General features: G+C 51.3%; 20 protein-coding genes. 7 read left to right on the top strand and 13 right to left on the bottom strand.

The window, feature by feature from the left end; genetic code table 11:
* Positions 1–707: 707 nt before the first annotated feature.
* Positions 708–992 carry a DUF2103 domain-containing protein gene (locus tag SynSYN20_RS07665; protein WP_186522732.1) on the bottom strand — a complete coding sequence of 95 codons (285 nt, stop codon included), beginning with the start codon at positions 990–992 and terminating at the stop codon, positions 708–710.
* A 73-nt stretch (positions 993–1,065) separates the two neighbouring features.
* Between SynSYN20_RS07665 and SynSYN20_RS07660 the strand changes: the two genes are divergently transcribed.
* Entirely contained in the window at positions 1,066–1,293 is a 228-nt protein-coding gene (locus tag SynSYN20_RS07660) for a hypothetical protein (protein WP_186522731.1), read from the top strand.
* A 1-nt stretch (position 1,294) separates the two neighbouring features.
* On the opposite strand, the gene SynSYN20_RS07655 is transcribed toward SynSYN20_RS07660, so the two are convergent.
* Together SynSYN20_RS07655 and clpS are read right to left on the bottom strand one after the other, a co-directional pair.
* Positions 1,295–2,677 carry a BCD family MFS transporter gene (locus tag SynSYN20_RS07655; RefSeq protein WP_255476199.1) on the bottom strand — a complete coding sequence of 461 codons (1,383 nt, stop codon included), beginning with the start codon at positions 2,675–2,677 and terminating at the stop codon, positions 1,295–1,297.
* Positions 2,678–2,700: 23 nt separating this feature from the next.
* Positions 2,701–2,997 (bottom strand): ATP-dependent Clp protease adapter ClpS, encoded by a 297-nt coding sequence (gene clpS, locus SynSYN20_RS07650; RefSeq protein ID WP_186522729.1) that lies wholly within the window; start codon positions 2,995–2,997, stop codon positions 2,701–2,703.
* A 73-nt stretch (positions 2,998–3,070) separates the two neighbouring features.
* Here clpS and petN point away from each other — a divergent pair, with 73 nt between their 5' ends.
* Both petN and SynSYN20_RS07640 read left to right on the top strand, forming a co-directional pair.
* On the top strand, positions 3,071–3,172 hold the full coding sequence (gene petN, locus SynSYN20_RS07645; protein WP_011619345.1) for a cytochrome b6-f complex subunit PetN: 102 nt from the start codon (positions 3,071–3,073) through the stop codon (positions 3,170–3,172).
* Between the two features lie 137 nt (positions 3,173–3,309).
* On the top strand, positions 3,310–4,755 hold the full coding sequence (locus SynSYN20_RS07640; protein ID WP_186522727.1) for a hypothetical protein: 1,446 nt from the start codon (positions 3,310–3,312) through the stop codon (positions 4,753–4,755).
* On the opposite strand, the gene psb29 is transcribed toward SynSYN20_RS07640, so the two are convergent.
* Positions 4,707–5,450: a photosystem II biogenesis protein Psp29 gene (gene psb29 / locus SynSYN20_RS07635; protein ID WP_186522725.1), complete on the bottom strand. Its 744-nt coding sequence runs from the start codon at positions 5,448–5,450 to the stop codon at positions 4,707–4,709. The two genes, SynSYN20_RS07640 and psb29, sit on opposite strands and share 49 nt — an antisense overlap.
* Positions 5,451–5,531: 81 nt before the next feature.
* Between psb29 and clpP the strand changes: the two genes are divergently transcribed.
* A complete protein-coding gene (gene clpP / locus SynSYN20_RS07630; RefSeq protein WP_011619341.1) occupies positions 5,532–6,122 on the top strand; it encodes an ATP-dependent Clp endopeptidase proteolytic subunit ClpP in 591 nt (196 codons plus the stop codon).
* Between the two features lie 84 nt (positions 6,123–6,206).
* Here clpP and ftsH read toward each other — a convergent pair whose 3' ends face one another.
* The 3 genes from ftsH to pyk form a co-directional block, all read right to left on the bottom strand.
* Positions 6,207–8,138, bottom strand: a complete 1,932-nt coding sequence (gene ftsH, locus SynSYN20_RS07625) for an ATP-dependent zinc metalloprotease FtsH (protein ID WP_186522723.1) — start codon at positions 8,136–8,138, stop codon at positions 6,207–6,209.
* Positions 8,139–8,206: 68 nt separating this feature from the next.
* Positions 8,207–9,436: an ABC transporter permease gene (locus SynSYN20_RS07620; protein WP_186522721.1), complete on the bottom strand. Its 1,230-nt coding sequence runs from the start codon at positions 9,434–9,436 to the stop codon at positions 8,207–8,209.
* 19 nt (positions 9,437–9,455) lie between these two features.
* A complete protein-coding gene (pyk, locus tag SynSYN20_RS07615) occupies positions 9,456–11,240 on the bottom strand; it encodes a pyruvate kinase (protein WP_186522719.1) in 1,785 nt (594 codons plus the stop codon).
* Positions 11,241–11,329: 89 nt separating this feature from the next.
* On the opposite strand from pyk, the gene SynSYN20_RS07610 reads away from it, so the two are divergent.
* Entirely contained in the window at positions 11,330–11,659 is a 330-nt protein-coding gene (locus SynSYN20_RS07610; RefSeq protein WP_186525519.1) for a nucleoside triphosphate pyrophosphohydrolase family protein, read from the top strand.
* A 36-nt stretch (positions 11,660–11,695) separates the two neighbouring features.
* Here SynSYN20_RS07610 and SynSYN20_RS07605 read toward each other — a convergent pair whose 3' ends face one another.
* The 3 genes from SynSYN20_RS07605 to ilvA form a co-directional block, all read right to left on the bottom strand.
* On the bottom strand, positions 11,696–11,998 hold the full coding sequence (locus SynSYN20_RS07605) for a YggT family protein (protein ID WP_006852627.1): 303 nt from the start codon (positions 11,996–11,998) through the stop codon (positions 11,696–11,698).
* 33 nt (positions 11,999–12,031) lie between these two features.
* Positions 12,032–12,562: an SMC-Scp complex subunit ScpB gene (gene scpB / locus SynSYN20_RS07600; RefSeq protein ID WP_255476198.1), complete on the bottom strand. Its 531-nt coding sequence runs from the start codon at positions 12,560–12,562 to the stop codon at positions 12,032–12,034.
* Positions 12,563–12,625: 63 nt separating this feature from the next.
* Entirely contained in the window at positions 12,626–14,152 is a 1,527-nt protein-coding gene (gene ilvA, locus SynSYN20_RS07595) for a threonine ammonia-lyase, biosynthetic (RefSeq protein ID WP_186522715.1), read from the bottom strand.
* Positions 14,153–14,231: 79 nt separating this feature from the next.
* Between ilvA and dxs the strand changes: the two genes are divergently transcribed.
* Complete coding sequence (gene dxs / locus SynSYN20_RS07590) at positions 14,232–16,175, top strand: 1-deoxy-D-xylulose-5-phosphate synthase (protein WP_186522713.1); 1,944 nt, start codon at positions 14,232–14,234, stop codon at positions 16,173–16,175.
* Between the two features lie 55 nt (positions 16,176–16,230).
* On the opposite strand, the gene psaK is transcribed toward dxs, so the two are convergent.
* Genes psaK through SynSYN20_RS07575 form a run of 3 tightly spaced genes read right to left on the bottom strand, consistent with a single transcriptional unit; the run spans position 16,231 to position 17,150 of the window.
* Positions 16,231–16,488, bottom strand: a complete 258-nt coding sequence (gene psaK, locus SynSYN20_RS07585; RefSeq protein ID WP_186522711.1) for a photosystem I reaction center subunit PsaK — start codon at positions 16,486–16,488, stop codon at positions 16,231–16,233.
* A gap of 33 nt (positions 16,489–16,521) precedes the next feature.
* Positions 16,522–16,851 carry a DUF3593 domain-containing protein gene (locus tag SynSYN20_RS07580; protein WP_186522710.1) on the bottom strand — a complete coding sequence of 110 codons (330 nt, stop codon included), beginning with the start codon at positions 16,849–16,851 and terminating at the stop codon, positions 16,522–16,524.
* Positions 16,848–17,150 (bottom strand): DUF2499 domain-containing protein, encoded by a 303-nt coding sequence (locus SynSYN20_RS07575; protein WP_186522709.1) that lies wholly within the window; start codon positions 17,148–17,150, stop codon positions 16,848–16,850. The genes SynSYN20_RS07580 and SynSYN20_RS07575 overlap by 4 nt, the downstream gene beginning before the upstream one ends.
* A gap of 48 nt (positions 17,151–17,198) precedes the next feature.
* On the opposite strand from SynSYN20_RS07575, the gene csaB reads away from it, so the two are divergent.
* Positions 17,199–18,305 carry a polysaccharide pyruvyl transferase CsaB gene (csaB, locus tag SynSYN20_RS07570; RefSeq protein WP_255476197.1) on the top strand — a complete coding sequence of 369 codons (1,107 nt, stop codon included), beginning with the start codon at positions 17,199–17,201 and terminating at the stop codon, positions 18,303–18,305.
* Positions 18,306–18,319: the final 14 nt, after the last annotated feature.

Genomic DNA, 18,319 nt, shown 5'->3' with positions numbered 1-18,319 from the left:
ATGTCTTGCCTTGGCTTGTCAAGCGTTTAGCCCTTTGCTTGGAGATAGGGCTACGCGCACAGGATCAGAAGAGGGATCGCCAGGAGGGCCAGGAGGGCCAAGACAGTCGCCCCCAAACAGGTTCTGGATGCCCTTGGATTGGGTAGCTAATACAATAAGAGCTGAATCATCTGGTTCATACTTAGATCGACTCCTATTCATCAACAACTCTGATGGTTGATGAGTTTATCTATATAGTGGTTTAGGTGTGTATCTTTGGCTGAGTATTAGTCACACTGTCTCTAGTGCTATTGAAAAAGGGAGAACCATCTTTGCTCCTCGTGGTCACCTCAGCTGACAGCTGCTGTCGCGATCAACGCCTCGTTGTTGTATTCCCTGGATTTGATTTCAGTGGCCGCTGTTAACTGCTTGACGGTTAAGTCTGTAACCAGGCTTTGTAGTGGATGTACGACAGGCTTAGCGGGCTTCCCTTAGACAAGGTTTTCAACCTTTTTCTGGTGCTTGAGATGTCTGTTGTGTTGATTGGGATGACGCTGATGGGGCTGACTGCGTTGGCTCAGCATGTCCTTGTTTGTGACCTGCGAGCTCGTTGATGATTTAACAGCTGAACTCTTCTAAATGTCCATACATTTGGATTGTTAATAACGTTGTGCAGCGCATGCTTCGCGGCTGTCTCGATACGGTGGCGGATGGACTCCTTGAATGCCCTACAGAATTGAAGATCTAGAACTGGCAAGTCGATCCATTAAGTCTGACTTGTCTAATGTTGTAATAACGAAGACTTCCTGAGCGGTTCTACCACGGCGTGCCATTAGTTTGAATCCGCCTCGAATTGGAACCGATGGCCTCAGCGTCAAGTCTTGACAGCGCCCTTTGACTCTTGCAATCACGCCTGGGGTTATGGTCTTGATTTGTGGGTCATTTGCCAACACCTTGAGCCAAGGTATTAGGCCCTTTACATAGGTGCTGTGCGTAACGACAAGACGGCCCACAAGGGGTACAAAAGGAAAGCTTGTTTAAGTTAGCCACTCTGGCTAGAGATCAGCTAACAGTTCTGTTCGAGCCATGCTCCGATCCGTCGATTCCCTTAGGACTGAAATCTCTGGTCCGTTGACATCTCGAATGGGCCCAAAAGCCAAGATCCTTACGGCAGAAGTCCATGGCGATGAAGTGCGGGGGCTAGCGTTCTGCCCTGGGAAAGTAATTCGGTATGTCTTTGCTGCTCAAACACAACGCTTGCGCACCAAAGCTCTGTTGTCGCTGACTCGCTCCAAGCGTAAACCTGCTGCTTGACTCAAGCGTCGATTTCTGCCATCAAAACCATGTCGAGTCGTTGAGTAGTGGTTTCTCTAAATTGAGCGACGCTGAGCTGATTCAGAACAATCAATGCGCCTGCCATGACAAGAATTTCAATCATAAAAACCAAGCCGTAACCAGCCATCGGACCAGAATTGGGCCAAAGCTGACGACCAAGATCAAGCAATCCTCCACCCACGACCTTGCCAAATCCGCGAGACAGAGCTTGCGCTAACCCCCAAATGCCTACAAAGGTTCCAGCCATCTCTGGAAGAGTGAGATCAAGCATCAAGGTAAGTGCGCTGTTAGTGCCAACTCCGGCAGCTAGGCCAAACAACACCATCACGACAGGAAGGAGTCCCGAAGCTTGTTGCCAGCCACTCACCATCAACAGGAACAAAGAGCCCATCACCATCCAGCAACCCAAACGCGCAGTGGCCAACTTTCCAAGTTTTGGGGTGATAAACCAGCCTGCTACAAGTAAACCAACAAGCGTTCCCGATCCCCACCAAGCATTAAGCAAAGTGGTCTTAGATACAGCTAATCCAAACACTTCTGCTCCATAACTTTCAAGAATTGGATCCTGCAAAAATAGTCCAAGAGTGAATAAAACTAAAAAACCAAAAAATATACCAATTTGACGACTTGATGTAACAACTCCCCAGGCATCTTTAAGTGTGACTAAATCCTGTACGGATTGAATAGATCCAGGCACTATTGGTTTTTCTACGCCCCAAGTCGAGATAATCGCCAATACCATCACAATCGCAGTGATCGAAATCATGAACTTCTGAAGCCAGTGCTGAAGAATCACTGGATCTGAAATGCCATCGATTGAGCGGACGGCAAGACTGATTGCAATTGCACCAACGATAATTCCTACTGTGAGCATCGCCCAAATCACACCGATACATCGTGGCCTTTGCTCTTCGGTTGTGCGATCAATGACAAGAGCTAAGTAAGAAGTACTCGCTAAAGAAGTACCCAATCCATAAAGTGCAAATAAACCACAAAATGCAGCAATACCAGCAGTGGCTATCAACGGTGATCCACTATCGAGAGCTTCCTTCACCTTGAAACTCACCGGAACGCTAAGAATCGCTAAAAGACAGATGGCGATCGTCCCGAGCAAGACATAAGGCGTCCGATGTTTGCCCATTAAGGGATGGGAGTCACTGAGATGTCCGAACAACACCCGTGCTGGTGAGACCAATTGCTCAAATCCCAAACCTCCACCCGCCAGTAATGCAGGAAAGGCAAGTTCTGTAATCAGAATCCGATTAAAGGTCCCAGTGAAAAGCACCGCAAGGGTTCCAAGACAGGCTTGAAAGAGACTCAATCGGAGCAGAGTCGGCCAGCGAAGACCTGTAACGTCATTCATCTCAATGGGTGCGGCAAGAGGCATTAATTACGTTCCAATGGAGCCATCGTGAGTCCCTCACTGCTGAGTTGTTGGTGGTAGAGCTCAGCTGGCTCCAGGGGACCAGCCCACACTTCTGCAGCGCCTTCATCATCGATTTGATGGGCAAGTGTCCAAGCCCTATCGCTGTTCATTCCAGGGATGATTTTGCATATACACTCAACCACGTGTTCAAAGGTATTGACGTCATCGTTGAGAACGATGACTCTTGCATTCGGATAACGCAGGGTTGTGCGTTTCGGCTTAAGGACGCTCGCGGTTCCAGGTGTTGCCATAGTCATAAGAAGTAATGAATCAACCGGTCAGTTTCGAGGAAGAACCTAGGTAAGCTCATCGCATTCAAGCGCTATTTCAATGCTGTTCACGATTGCCTGGGCATCCCTCGCTGCTGTCTTCAGTTTCTCCATCGCCATGGTCGTTTGGGGTCGCAACGGTGATGGCACCCTGAATTTCTGAAGTGAACGAAGCACTGCAAGCTCCCATCGTCAGCCAGGGATTGGCGATGACCGCTGCGGTTCTTTTGGTCTTTGTCAGCGTGATAGTCGCTTACCTCTCCACTATCGAGTGGAAGGATCGTCGTCGCAGGCGTTCTCGTGACCGCAACTGACTCACTCCTGAAGATCTCCACCTACCGATCGGTCGCTCAGTCCAATCCCGTCACTTTATTGGGTTTAGGGGCTGTTTTATTGGGCGGTTTGATCGGCGTCAGCCTTAATCAGCCAAATCATCAAGAGGATGGAACCCCTGCATCGCTGAGCCGCATCTCAGGGGCTTTCAGTTTGATGCAGTCTTTCCATGGTGATTCAAAACGCCCAGCTCCCAAGCTTTGGTACCAACGGCTTGGCCTCGTTCGAGCTGCAAACTTATGGAAACGGCAAGGGCGCGCGATCTGGTGGCAGGGATGGTCAGAAGATGGCGATGCCTATTTGATCCTTCCTGATCAACTTCTTGCCACCGACACGAAAAATTTACGCAAACACCAAGTCTTGGGATTGACGTTGCTTGGTTCCGATGAGCTGCATCGTCAACAACTCATTCAAAGACTTCAACGCCAACCCGAACGTCCACCTCAACCAACATCCCTTCAAAGTCGATGTATGCAGCGTCTTGCCAACGCTCCTGCCGTGTTTTGGACGAGCGACGCACTCGCTGCCATTAGTGGAACGAGAGCTCTCCTGCTCCAGCAGGCAAGTCACGGCTGCCTTGCACTTCGCCTGATCGGCAACACACTCCATTGGGGCGGCTTTGTTGGTGATCGCTCGCTCGCTTTTGCCGTATCACAACCTAAAAGTGGTTGGAAATTTTTGGTTTCTGAGCGTCAAAAGCCAGCGAACTTTGACCGAGACAGTCTTCTAGAAGTGCATGGAGCCCGAGTCGATTTGATTCTGGGCACATTGTTGAGTCGTGAAATCATCCAAAAGCCCTTGGAAGATCAATACGGAGTGAATCAATCGATTCGATCAAGGCTTGCTCTAGCCCCGTTTTCGCTTCGTCTCAAACAACAAGCCAAAGGTGCCTACCGAGCGGAGCTTCAATTTCAAGCACCATTGCCAGGAGGAGCCGCAGCTTGGGCCTCAGTCCTTGATCGAGTGAGCAACCGCTTAGAAGAACGGGGCTTTGAACGCATTAATCCAGCTGAAGACAAAGCCAAAAAATCTGATGCCGTGATTTGGAAAGATAAACGTGAGGGGCAAAATAAGGTTGTGGGTGGCTGGCGTTGGTTGCAAAACCCCAATAAACCGATGCTTTTGAGTGCCGGACTGGCAGGTCTTCCGGTCACAAAACCGTTTTATCAAGCCCTCCCCGCATCCACGCGGTTAGCACTGAAGCTCGATGCCCGCCCGCGAGATCTTCTGTCGCTTGGACTGATCAACGGATCATCGCCTGCTCTTCTGAAGCAGGCCGATTCCTTACAGTTCCAAATCAAACCAGCAATCCACGCATCCAAATTGAAGGCTTCAGGCCAACAAGCTTGGTGGGAAGTCACTGGTCAATTAGTGCTCTCTTCCGCGGCTGAATCCTCTGACGACTCAGATTGAACATCAGGTGTCTGAGAATCGCTGGCTTGAGAATCAGCCGCCTGACGATCCCGTTTGCGCCTTTCTGCAGCAAGGGTTTCTTCAATCAGTTCCACAGCCTGAGCCATCTTTTCGAGATTGGTTGTGTACAGGCTGAGGTCCTTGTCAAGACGAGGCTTAGAGAGTCCTAGTTGCTCACCAATTTCATGGGCGAGGGTCTTGAGCTCAACGGGATCAGAAGGTTCACCACCCTGGGCGGAAGAGAGCAGGCTCAACAAACCCACAGCCATCAAACGCGAGTAGTGAAACGATTCGCCGCCAACACTAGAAATTCCCGACGCCAAAGGCTCTGGAGCTCCAGCGCCGCGATTGGAAAGCCATTCACGGACTTCACTGACGGTATGTCCTGAAACAGCTGAGGTGGATCCCTCTGCCAGCTGTTTCAAAGCCTCTGGATTGAACCCATTGCAGCTGCAAATGGCCGCATAGAGCTCATCGAGGTGTGTCTCAGGTTTGTAGCCCTGCGTGAACGCCTGAAACACCTGACGCAGGCCCACAGCGAAGAAAGCGTCGCTTTTGAAATGCTGCTGATGGCTGAGTAGATGCAGCTCAACCAAGAGCTCGTCTGCCGTTCTTCTGTACAGAGACGGAATCACGTAGGGAAAAGCTTTATGGAAGGCACGCTTGCTGTCAGCGATCGTCCGTTGATCCGTCAAGGTCCTTCCACCCCACTTTGAATCAAGACCATAGCGCCGCTGCCGCCGCCGTTAGGATTGTTCTAACTGAAGCTATGCAACATGATCCCGATCGTGATCGAGGAATCAGGAAGAGGAGAAAGGGCTTTTGATATTTATTCTCGTCTCTTAAGGGAGCGAATTATTTTCTTAGGCGAGCCTGTTACCAGCGATTCCGCCAATCGAATCGTTGCTCAGCTTCTTTTTCTCGAAGCGGAAGACCCCGAAAAAGAGATCTTCCTATATGTGAATTCCCCCGGCGGTTCTGTTTACGACGGGCTTGGAATTTTTGACACCATGCAACACATCAAGCCGGATGTGCACACAGTCTGTGTTGGACTTGCCGCGAGCATGGGTGCATTTCTGCTCTGTGCTGGCGCGAAAGGCAAGCGCAGCAGTTTGCAGCATTCTCGGATCATGATTCACCAGCCCTTAGGAGGAGCAAGTGGTCAGGCCAGTGATATTCGAATCCAAGCCGACGAAATCTTGTTCCTTAAAGATCGCCTCAATCATGAATTGGCTGATCGCACTGGACAACCTCTAGACAAAATCCAAGCCGATACCGACCGCGATTTCTTTATGTCCCCACAACAGGCGATGGAATATGGCTTGATCGACAATGTCATTGATAAGAGCCCAGTTCGCTCTGTATAAAAAAAGACCCTCAAAATGAGGGTCTTTTAAATCATCACTAACCAACTGAAAGACCAGGTTTTCCCAAAACCTGGTCTTTTTTATTCAAGCTAGTAGGGGAGAGAATCGTTCCTTTTCGGGGATTTCTGTGAATTCAGCAACAACAACACGGAATTCATCTCCATCTAATGTTTCCTGTTCGATAAGCTGCTCGACTAATTTATCCATGGCTTGGCGATGTTGGCCTACGAGTGCAACGGTCTCCTCGTAGAGCTTCATGACGATCAAGCGCACTTGTTCATCAATTTGCTTGGAGATGGCATCGGAAACATCGCTCCTTGTCATCAGATCGCGACCAAGGAAAACTTCCTGGTTGCCGCCCTCAAGTGCCATTGGTCCTAACTGACTCATCCCAAATTGAGTCACCATTTGGCGAGCCAGAGAGGCCACCATTTGAATATCTCCACCAGCGCCAGTCGTGACTTCGGAGTGACCAAACACAACGTCTTCAGCAGCGCGACCTCCCAAAGCCCCCATGATGCGAGCTTTGAGTTGGGCGCGAGAGACGAGCATCTGCTCTTCATCAGGTGAGAACCAAGTCAAACCCTGTGCCTGTCCACGTGGAATCAACGTGACCTTTTGAACAGGATCGTGATCTTTTACAAGCGTGCCAACTAAGGCATGTCCAACTTCGTGATACGCAATAAGTCGCTTGCTTCGACCATCGGTGAGGGGATGTCCTTCCATTCCGGCAATGATGCGATCCACGGCATCATCAATTTCAGAAATACCGATGCTTTCCTTGCGACGTCGTGCCGTAAGGATCGCCGCTTCGTTCAACAAATTGGCAAGGTCTGCCCCTGTAAAACCAGGAGTCCTTCTTGCAATGCTGTCGAGAGTAAGGGTTTCTTCGAGCTTTTTGTTTCTTGAATGAACTTCAAGGATGGAAAGACGACCTTTGATATCAGGTGCATCAACGGTGACTTGACGGTCAAAACGACCTGGACGCATTAGCGCAGAGTCAAGAACGTCAGGTCTGTTAGTCGCGGCAAGAATGATGATTCCGCTATTTCCCTCGAAACCATCCATTTCTGTGAGCAGCTGATTAAGCGTTTGCTCACGCTCATCGTTACCACCACCAATTCCAGCACCACGCTGACGGCCTACGGCATCAATTTCATCAATAAAGATGAGGCAAGGGCTGTTTTCCTTCGCACGTTTAAACAGATCTCGGACCCGGCTAGCACCGACACCCACAAACATTTCAACGAATTCAGAACCAGAGAGGGAGAAGAAAGGAACACCAGCTTCTCCAGCGATGGCTTTAGCAAGAAGAGTCTTGCCAGTTCCCGGAGGGCCCACTAACAAAACACCCTTAGGAATTTGTGCACCAACCGAAGTAAAGCGCTCAGGCTGCTTCAAAAAGGTGACCACTTCCTGCAGATCTTGCTTCGCTTCGCTAACACCGGCCACATCATCAAATTTCACACCGGTGTCGGCTTCCATTGCAAAACGAGCTTTCGTCTTACCGAATTGCATCGCTTGACCAGGACCGCCAGGCATGGAGTTGCCACGACGAGCCAAAAAGATCAAAGATCCGATCAGCAACAGGGGGAACAAAAGATTGCCAAGAATTCCAAGGGCAGGAGGAGCAGTCTTCGGTGGATGAATATCGAAACTGATGCCCTCTTCTTTCAGGGTGTTGATTAACTCAGGAGCTAAGCCAGGAAGATCAACACGGAGCCTTTGAACGCGATTGTCAAGATCAGGATCAACCGCTTCTACAACTGCGTTACGGCCACCGTCGTAAATATCAACCGCCGTGACGCGACCAGCTGCCACGTAATCCAAGAAGCGTCCGTAGCTCATTCGAGCAACGGCAGCATTGCGTGGAGCAACTGTGGTAGAGCCGCTCGTGGGAGCACTACTGCTGCGAAGATTATTGAGAGCTCCGCTTCCAACCAGCTGCCAAACAAGCAGCAACGCGGCGCCTATGGGAAGAATCCAAAGGGCTATCTGACGCCAGCGTTGATTCATGGATTCATCGTGAGTAACAAGACTGTAAGAGTTTCCTTACCTAAACCGCTGTTTCGAGGCAAGGTGAATTAAAGGCTTCTTAATGCAACGATCGGATCGAGCATCGCTGCGCGCTTGGCAGGGACAACTCCGAAAAACAGACCGATGGATCCGGATAGCCCCACCGTCACCAAAATTGTCGAAGCACCAATCGCTGCCGGTAAGGGCGTAAAGAAGGCAACAGCTGCCACGGTGCCAAGTCCTACTGCGGTTCCAATCACCCCACCAAGGCTCGCCAAAACAAGACTTTCAACCAAAAACTGGCGAAGGACATCGGAACTACGTGCGCCCAATGCTTTGCGCAAGCCGATTTCTTCTGTGCGCTCGCTAACGGATACCAACATGATGTTCATGATTCCGATGCCCCCAACAAGCAGAGAAACGCCTCCGATCGCACCGAGCATCAGGGTTAGGCCGCCTGTAATCGTGCCAACGATGGTGAGAGCATCCTTCTGAGATCTGACAGCAAAATCGTCTTTGCGCAAGATGCGATGCCGTTGCCGCAGCAAATTGGTGATTTGAAACTTGGCTGGCCCTGTGCTTTTTTCATCGTTCGCTTCAACACTGATGAAGCTGAGACTCACTCCATAGGTTGGGTCACGGCCAGTGAGGCGACTCACCATGGTTGTTAGCGGGATGTAGGCGTTTTCATCCTGGTTTGAACCAAAGACCGCTCCCTTGGGTTCCATCACCCCAATGACAGAAAAACTCTGGTCTCTAATCCGGATGCTTTGACCAACAGCTGCACCAGAAGGGAAGAGCTTGTCACGAAGATCTGGACCAATCACCACAACAGTCTTCGCGCTCAGATCATCCTCGGAACTGATGAATCGACCACGGGCAACCTCAAAACTACGCACCGGTAAAAACGCTGCTGTTACCCCTGAGATCGAGGCGCTCGTACTCCTCGCTCCCGCCTGCACCACTTCATTGGCTGAGATCTGAGGAGCGACCCGTTTGACACTTGGAACTTGAGAAGCAATGGCAGTGGCATCGTCCAGCACCAAGGTTCGCGGAAATGCCACCCCCTGCCTTCGCGTGTCATTGCTCCCAGGAACCACAAACAACACGTTGGCTCCAAGACTGCTGAGCTGATTCTCCGCCAAATTTTGGGCACCTCGACCCACACCAACCAGCGTGATGACGGAGGCATTACCAATCACGATGCCAAGCATCGTGAGCAAACTACGTAAGCGATTTGCCTTGAGTGTGGTGAGAGCCATGCCGACGGTGTCGGCAAGAGGCAGCTTGCTAGCCATGAACGGTTAGGGACCTAACTCAGAGCATGGTGTCTAATTTCATCGCCACGTTGCTGCCGGTACCCCGATGAACCAAACCATCTTTCACGTGCAAGGTGACAACTTCGCCTTCTCTAAGGTCTTGCGTGGCATTGACCACCCCTGTGATCACTGGAACGCCCAGACGTTTGGCGATGACCGCAGCGTGAGAATCCTCTCCAGGTTGTTCTGTGATGACAGCTGCAGCTTCACGAATGCCGTCGAGGTAGTCAGCTGTCGTTTCACGAGCCACAAGGATGTCTCCTGGTTCGAGTCGGGCGCAATCACTTGCAGACATCGCTATGCGTACTTTTCCGCTAACAGAGCCACTTCCAAAGCCCGTACCTCGACCAAGAACAGCACTCACAATCCCCACTTTGATCAAATCTGTAGAGCCACTAATTCCAGCCAGTGTTCCCGCTGTTTGCACGCAAAGATCACCGTCTTTCACCACACCAAGCTCTTGGGCGTAAGCCATCGCCAAGGTGAAGGTCGCGGTGGTGCTCTTCTGGGTTTCAATCAACAGTGGTGACACACCCCAAACCAATTGAAGTTTGCGCGCCACATTGACCTCGCTGGTGATCGCAAGGATGGGAGTAGAGGGCCGGAATTTACTGACGTTATGAGCGGTGGCACCACTTTTGGTTAAGGGCAAAATCGCCGCGGCATTGAGCTGGCGAGCAATGCTGCTCACTGCCCCACTGATCGCATTCGGAATCGTGCTCGGCAGATGGGTATCAATGGGCCGTTGGGGATAATCGCGTTCGATCCGTCTGGCGATCGTCGCCATCGTCTCAACGGCCTCAACAGGAAAGTCACCTACGGCAGTTTCATTGGACAGCATCACGGCATCAGTGCCATCAAGGATGGCGTTGGCAACGTCACTCACCTCGGCACGCGTAGGTCTAGGGCTCGAAGCCATGGAATCGAGCATCTGAGTGGCCGTAATGATCGGAATCCCGAGGCTGTTGGCTTTGTGGATCAGATCTTTTTGAAGAAGAGGAACCTCTTCTGCGGGCATTTCAACCCCTAGATCTCCACGGGCAACCATCACGCCATCACAAAGCGGCAAGATCGCGTCAATTTGATCAATCGCTTCGAACTTTTCGATTTTTGCGACCACAGGAGTGGTGTAACCGTGCTTACGAATCAGTTCTCTGATCTCCTGCATGTCAGAGGGGTTGCGCACGAAGCTCAGCGCGACCCAGTCCACACCCTGCTGAAGACCAAAGGCGAGATCCTGACGATCTTTTGTGGTGAGAGCTCTTACAGAGAGCTGCACATCAGGGAAATTCACCCCTTTGTTGTTGGACAACACGCCAGGAACCGTGACCGAGCAGTGAAGGGTCTGGTCGACAGCATCGACGCGCTCAACCTTCATTTCAACGCGACCGTCATCAAGAAGGATGCGACTTCCAGCAGACACTTCTTCGGCCAGCTTGTCGTAGGTGACCGTTGCAACCGTCTGATTGCAACGCACCTGCTTAGCCGTGAGTGCGAATTGATCACCTTTCGCGAGCGTGATCGGACCTTCTTCGAACCGACCTAAGCGGATCTTTGGACCCTGAAGATCCTGAAGGATGCCGATGTGGGCTCCCAATTCGTGGGCCACCTGTCGAATCGTGGCGATCCTTTCAGCGTGCTCGCTGTGATCTCCATGGGAGAAGTTCAGTCGAAACGTGGTCGCTCCGGCTTGAATCAGTTCACGGATCCTTTCAGGGCTTTCCGTTGCGGGCCCAATGGTGGCCACGATCTTGGTTCTACGGGTTAGATCGATCTGGGCCATCCACAGGTCTTGAAGCTTGCGGAATCTACCGTCTTGCCCTTTTGGACTCGACAACTTGTTGGATGATGACTCTCTTCAACATGTTTCGTATGGACCTGAATGCCTATCAGGCCGCTGCACGGCTCACCGCTCTGTACCCAGATGCTGGCAGCAATCCCATCTATCCAACCCTCGGACTGACTGGTGAGGCGGGGGAGGTCGCAGACAAAGTGAAAAAGGTGCTACGCGATCGAGCAGGACACTTTGACGATGAGGTAAAAGCTGAGATCGCCCTGGAGCTGGGTGATGTGCTCTGGTACGTCGCTCAACTAGCCAGCGAACTTGGGTATGAGCTGGAGGATGTGGCCAACCAAAACCTCAGCAAATTGCGTAATCGTTCAGCGCGTGGGCAGCTGAAAGGGAGCGGCGATCATCGCTGAGGCCCTTGACTCAAATTGTCCATACTCAAAACGCCCTTAGCCGTAGTTGCCAAAGCCACCGGCAAACGCGTAGCTGGCGGACACCAGGAGCTGCTGCATCAAGCTCAGGGCAACGAAGGCGAGAATGGCAGAAAGATCCAGCCCTCCTAGTGGAGGGATCAGGCCCCGAAAGGCATTGAGGTAGGGGTCGGTAATCGAACTCACGGTGCTAAGCACTGGGTTCCCCATATCCACATTCGGGAACCAGGTAAGAAGCACTCGAACGATTAAGACAAACGAATAAATCTGTAGCGTCTGGGCAATGATCTGAAGAAAGGTGGAAACAAAACTCAAATCCATTGGTGCTTCTTAAGCGTGAGTAATAGGAGAACTTTATGCAGCCTGGTCTGGTTCTGAGATCCCTCTATCAGGAAGCACAGAAAATGTGCGATGAAACTTTTCAGAAAGGCTGAGCCAATACGAGCGCCCCTCGCTTTGGCGTTTGCGTTCAATGAAGTTCTGACTGAGCAGCTCTTTGATGTGGTCGTAGGCGCCTGACCCCCTTAATTCAACGAGCTCCGACTGAAGAATTCGTCGTTTCAAGGCAATCGTTGCAAGCGTTCTCAGCGTTGCGGTGGACAGATTGACCGGTAGAAGATTACGAACCAGTTCTCCAAGACCAGCCCGAAGCTGAAGGCTGTAACGTCCGCTGTTTTCATGAATTTCTAAAGCCGTATCCCGTTGGGCATAACCAGCGACCAACGCGAGTAAGCCCTGTTCTGCTTCTTTTTCACTGGCGTCAGCTAGCTCAGCCAACTCCGAAAGGGAGAGGGCTTTTCCCTTCAGGTAGAGGATGGCCTCCAAGCGAGCTGGAAGAGAGAGATTGAACTCCTGCATGTTGCTTCGCTCCAATCCTTGTGCCATTACCTCCCCATACGAACCGGTTTCAAAGTAACGCTGGTGCAGGTTTTAGCCATTCACACCGCCTCATCCACCAAGAAAGAGTTGGTATGCCGGATTACTTGTTTCTTCCCAACTGCTGTAACCAAGGTCACGTAGAAAGGATTGCCAGGCCTTGAGATCATCGGTGCTAACAAGAACACCGACCACAATCCGACCAACATCAGCTCCATGATTTCTGTAGTGGAAAATGCTGATGCTCCAGTCGCGATGCAAGGCCGTCACGAAGCGCATTAAGGCCCCTGGGCGCTCTGGAAACTCAAAGCGATAAAGCAGCTCCTGAACATTGCTGGCCGATGAACTCGCGGGGAGTCGACCTCCAACCATGTGCCGGAGATGCACCTTCGAGAGTTCATCGTCACTGAGATCTAGGCAGGCATAACCGTGCGCTTTGAGATGGTCGATCAAAGACACTCTGTCATCGGGCCCGCTCACCTGAACGCCCATGAAAATGTGGGCCTGATCACCAGCCCCCATTCGATAGGAAAATTCAGTAAGACTCCGGTCTGCCAGCAATTCACATAGGCAGCGAAGACTTCCCGGACGCTCGGGGATTTCTACAGCAAGCATCGCTTCACGTTCCTCACCTAATTCGGCACGCTCAGCAACGAAGCGCAGGCGCGCGAAATTGATGTTCGCTCCACAGGCAACAGCAACAAGGTTTTGATTCTGAAGCGACCGCCGGCTTACATCAGCCTTGAGTCCCGCAATAGCGAGGGCACCTGCCGGTTCGAGAATCGAACGGGTGTCTTCAAAAACATCTTTGATGGCTGCACAAATTTCATCGGTGCTCACCGTGACGATGTCATCAACGTACTTCTGGGCCAAAGCAAAGGTGTGCTCACCCACCTCACGGACAGCGACTCCATCTGCAAATAGACCCACCTGTGGCAATCGAATGCGTTCACCGGCCTCTAACGACAGCGTCATGGCGGCAGCGTCGTGGGGTTCAACACCAATGATTTGAACGTCAGGCCAGAGACTTTTCACGTACACGGCGATTCCGCCGATCAAACCACCACCACCCACAGCCACATAAATCGCATCGGGTGGCTGATGGCACTGTCGGAGGATCTCCATGCCCACCGTTCCCTGTCCAGCAATCACCTCCGGATCGTCAAACGGATGGATAAAGCAAAGTTGTTCCGCTTCGCTGCGTGACCTGGCCTCCGCATAGGCCTCGTCGTAAGTCTCACCATGCAGGACCACCTCTGCTCCCAACTGGCGGACAGCATCAACTTTCACGCCAGGGGTGGTGACCGGCATCACGATCACGGCTCTACAACCGAGGTGAGATGCACTAAGTGCCACTCCTTGTGCATGATTTCCAGCACTTGAGGCGATCACCCCGAGTTTCAGCTCAGCTTCAGAAAGTTGAGCCATTCGGTTGTATGCACCACGCAACTTGAAGGAGAAGACGGGTTGAAGGTCTTCCCGTTTCAACCAAACGCTGTTGCCCAACCTTCGGCTCAGGTTGTTGGCAAGTTCTAAAGGGGTTTCCCTGGCCACGTCATAGACGCGGGCGCGCAGGATCCTCGGCAAATAATGATCCATCACTGCAGTCTGACAACCACTCACCATCGCGAAGGGTCGGGGAGGCTCGTAGATTGACTGAATCGGTCTTGGGATGGGTATGCATCTGAGCGAATTAACCCATCCCAATCAGCTGCACGGACTGTCCGCGGCGCAGCTTGAAGAGGTGGCCAAGCAAATTCGTGAACGCCATTTAGAAGTGGTGTCAAACAGCGGCGGACATCTTGGCCCTGGATTAGGCGTTGTTGAATTAACCCTGGCCCTCTACCAAACCCTTGATCTGGACCAGGACAAAGTGGTTTGGGATGTAGGGCATCAGGCCTATCCACACAAATTAATTACCGGACGCTATGGAAGCTTCGACTCTCTGCGTCAGCAGGGAGGAGTGGCCGGTTATTTAAAACGAACAGAAAGTCGTTTTGACCATTTTGGAGCAGGGCACGCCAGCACATCCATCTCAGCAGCCCTCGGAATGGCCATGGCCCGTGATCGGCAAGGTCTTGATTACAAATGTGTTGCCGTCATTGGTGATGGTGCCTTAACCGGTGGCATGGCCTTGGAAGCGATCAACCATGCCGGTCATCTGCCATCCACCCCACTACTCGTTGTTTTAAACGACAACGACATGTCGATCTCTCCACCGGTTGGAGCGCTGTCGACCTACCTCAACCGGATGCGATTAAGCCCGCCCCTTCAATTTTTGTCTGGAAGCGTTGAAGAAAGCGTGCGCCATCTCCCCTTTATGGGGGGAGAAATTCCACCAGAGCTGAATCGTCTCAAAGAGAGCATGCGCCGCCTCGCTGTTCCCAAAGTCGGTGCCGTTTTTGAAGAGCTTGGATTCACCTATATGGGTCCAATTGATGGTCATGACATTGCTGAAATGACACGATCATTCCAGGCCGCACATCGCGTTGGCGGGCCGGTCATGGTTCATGTTGTTACAAAAAAAGGAAAGGGGTATCCCTACGCAGAAGCCGATCAAGTTGGTTATCACGCACAGTCAGCTTTCAATCTCAGTACTGGTAAAGCAAGACCCAGCAAAACCCCAAAACCACCGAGCTACAGCAAGGTATTTGGACAAACCCTGGTCAAACTCTGCGAACAGAATCCAAAGGTTGTTGGCATCACAGCTGCCATGGCGACTGGAACTGGCCTGGACATCCTGCAAAAAGCACTTCCCGACCAATACATCGATGTTGGCATTGCTGAGCAGCATGCAGTCACCCTCTCCGCTGGCATGGCTTGCGATGGACTCAGGCCAGTGGTGGCCATCTACAGCACGTTTTTACAGAGAGCTTTTGATCAACTGATCCACGATGTTGGCATCCAAAAACTGCCCGTAACCTTTGTTTTGGATCGAGCCGGAATTGTCGGAGCTGATGGTCCAACCCACCAAGGTCAATACGACATCAGCTACATGCGTGCGATTCCTAATTTCACCGTGATGGCTCCCAAAGATGAAGCTGAGCTTCAGAGGATGCTGGTGACCTGTCTCCATCACGATGGCCCTACAGCTCTAAGAATCCCTCGTGGCCCAGGTGAAGGTGTTCCCCTAATGGAGGAAGGCTGGGAAGCTCTTCCCATTGGCTGTGGTGAAGTCGTGCGTGAAGGTAACGATGTATTGATCGTTGCCTACGGCGCCATGGTGCCGAAGGCCGTAGCCACAGCAAAGTGTTTATCTGCAGTTGGCGTTGAGGCAACAGTGATTAATGCACGTTTCTTACGGCCGTTGGATGAAGCACTCATTCATCCCATGGCCCAAAAGATCGGCAAGATCATCACGATGGAAGAGGGAGCGTTGCCAGGTGGCTTCGGTTCGGCTGTTCTTGAATCGCTCCAGGAGAAGGGGTTAGCGATTCCGATGCTGCGCATAGGTATTCCTGACAGGCTTGTGGACCATGCAACTCCTCAACAAAGTTTTGAAGCCCTGGGTTTAACTCCGGATCAGATGGCAGTGAGGATCAAAAATCATTTCGTGCTTCCAACCACGGGTTTCTTAAAAATCGAAGAAAAATCACCAGCTGAAGTCTCATCAGCTGGCTGAGGTTGGTTGATTTGAGGCAGCTGTGCTGCCTCAAATCGAGAACAGCGAAGGGAACTTAAAGCACGCCTCGAGCTGCGAGACCTTGGATTGCGCCAATACCAATCATGTGACCCAGGCTTGTGGTGGCAAGCATGCTGCCGTGACTCATACCTCCAAAGAAATTGGCGCCGGGCAGTTTGAGGCCAACGTTTTGATGCTTAATCGTGGCTTTGCCAATCCCGATGGCGATGACATTGCAGACCACCATCACAAGGGCAACCTTGGGTGACCAGGAAACGGTGGCAGGAGCAATAGCCAGAAGAGGAATAAACATGCAGCGCAACAAGCGACACCTCATCTTCCGATTTCATTGCCCCAAGATCTCCTCCTCGTAAGAGTTATTTACTGGCTGCTGGGATTTGGATCGGAGCAGACCAGCAACAATGCAGGCATTGCTCAGTGTTAGAAACGCTTCAGCCCCACCGTGAAGCCAATCCACAGCCACCAATTCAGAGTCGTAGCGAACCAGCGCAAACACAGCAGCAGCGATGGTGACGGCAACAAACAGAAGCGTGAGCTGAAACCCGAGAACAGTTAATTTTGGAAGCTGCCGGCTTCTCCCAAGGTGATAGAGGAACACCAGGTAAGGAATTAAGGACAGCGCAAAGAGAGGAGCTGGATCAAAGTTGGCCATCATCCTTTCACCGTGGCGTCGCGTTGCAGGTTCCAGGCGGCACAAGCCAACGTGATGTTCCCAAGCAAGGTTGTACTGGCTTGCAGAGTGACGAGCCAACGAAGGCTCTCAGCATTGTCGTACAGGTGCCAAGTGCATGCAGCCATGGCACTGATCAATGCAGGAATCATGGCTGCTGAGAGCCAGATCATGCTCGTCTGAGAGCGGAGTGATCCGCGTTGCGCGATCAACACCATGGCTAACAACCACTCGAAAACAGACGCCACATGAATCCACCATGTACCGAGCGAAAGAGCATGCATGCATCACAACCAAGTGATTCACCAACGTAGGCGCCCTAAGCGCAGATAATGAAGGCCCACATAAGGTCCAAAATGTCTGGAATGCCTCCGTCTTCCTCACCGAGGCGCATTCTCCTCTGTGGCTATTACGGAGAACACAACCTGGGAGATGACGCTCTCCTTGAGGTCTTAAGCGGACAGTTGCCCCAGGGTTGGCAACCATGGATTACGGGCCATGATGCATCAGCTATTCGAGCGATCATTCCAAATGGAAAGGTAGTGAATAGGAGGTCATTGAGAAGTGTTCTGAAAAGCATCAAACAAGTGGAAGTGGTGGTGCTTGGAGGAGGAAGCCTGCTGCAAGACAGCACAAGTTTTCGAAGCCTTGTGTATTACATAATTGTGATTCTGGTGGCGCTAGGCAGACGCAAACCTGTTTTGCTATGGGGGCAAGGACTCGGTCCGTTAAGGCATGCGAGCAGTCGTTTTCTCGTGAGTTGCATTTTGAACGGTGCAACGTCCATTACCTGGAGAGATACTGCATCAATGCAACTAGCCAAACGGATCGGAATCAAAACATTGATGTCGGCAGCCCCTGATCCTGTCTGGACACATCAGATGAATGAATATCAAGGAGGTGGAAATATTGTGCTGTGCTGGCGTCCGACCCGCTTATTGACAACGAACAGTTGGTCACTATTGCTACAAGCCGTTGATCAACTGAGCGAAAGCAGCGGACGATCGGTAACTTGGTTTGCTTTTCATACCAACCAAGATGTTAACTTACTAGAGACCTTAGAGAGAAAAGGATTGGTTCCTAAAAGGCTTGCGTCGAAATCAAACACTATTATCGCTAAAAATATTGACCATGCACAAGAAATTTTTAGTAGTGCTGGCCTCGTTATTGCAATGCGATTGCATGCACTCATATTATCAATCGTAAGTCAATGTCCGACAACGGGACTGAGTTATGACCCAAAAGTTGAGGCAGCAGCAGAAACAGCCAATGTGCCTTGGCTTGACTTAAGCCATCTCCCTAGCCTTGGTAAAGTTTTAGAACAATGGAGAGAATGTATGTCCCAGCCACCATCAGAGAAACGCCTTCAACATATTCAAGAACAAGCCTACGAACATGAACGCATACTCAGGTTAACACTAGCAAGATTAATCAAATAGTTCTATCGAAAACA

It is taken from the genome of Synechococcus sp. SYN20, assembly GCF_014279555.1.
Taxonomy (GTDB): domain Bacteria; phylum Cyanobacteriota; class Cyanobacteriia; order PCC-6307; family Cyanobiaceae; genus Synechococcus_C.
This window is presented reverse-complemented; position numbering and strand designations above follow the sequence as displayed.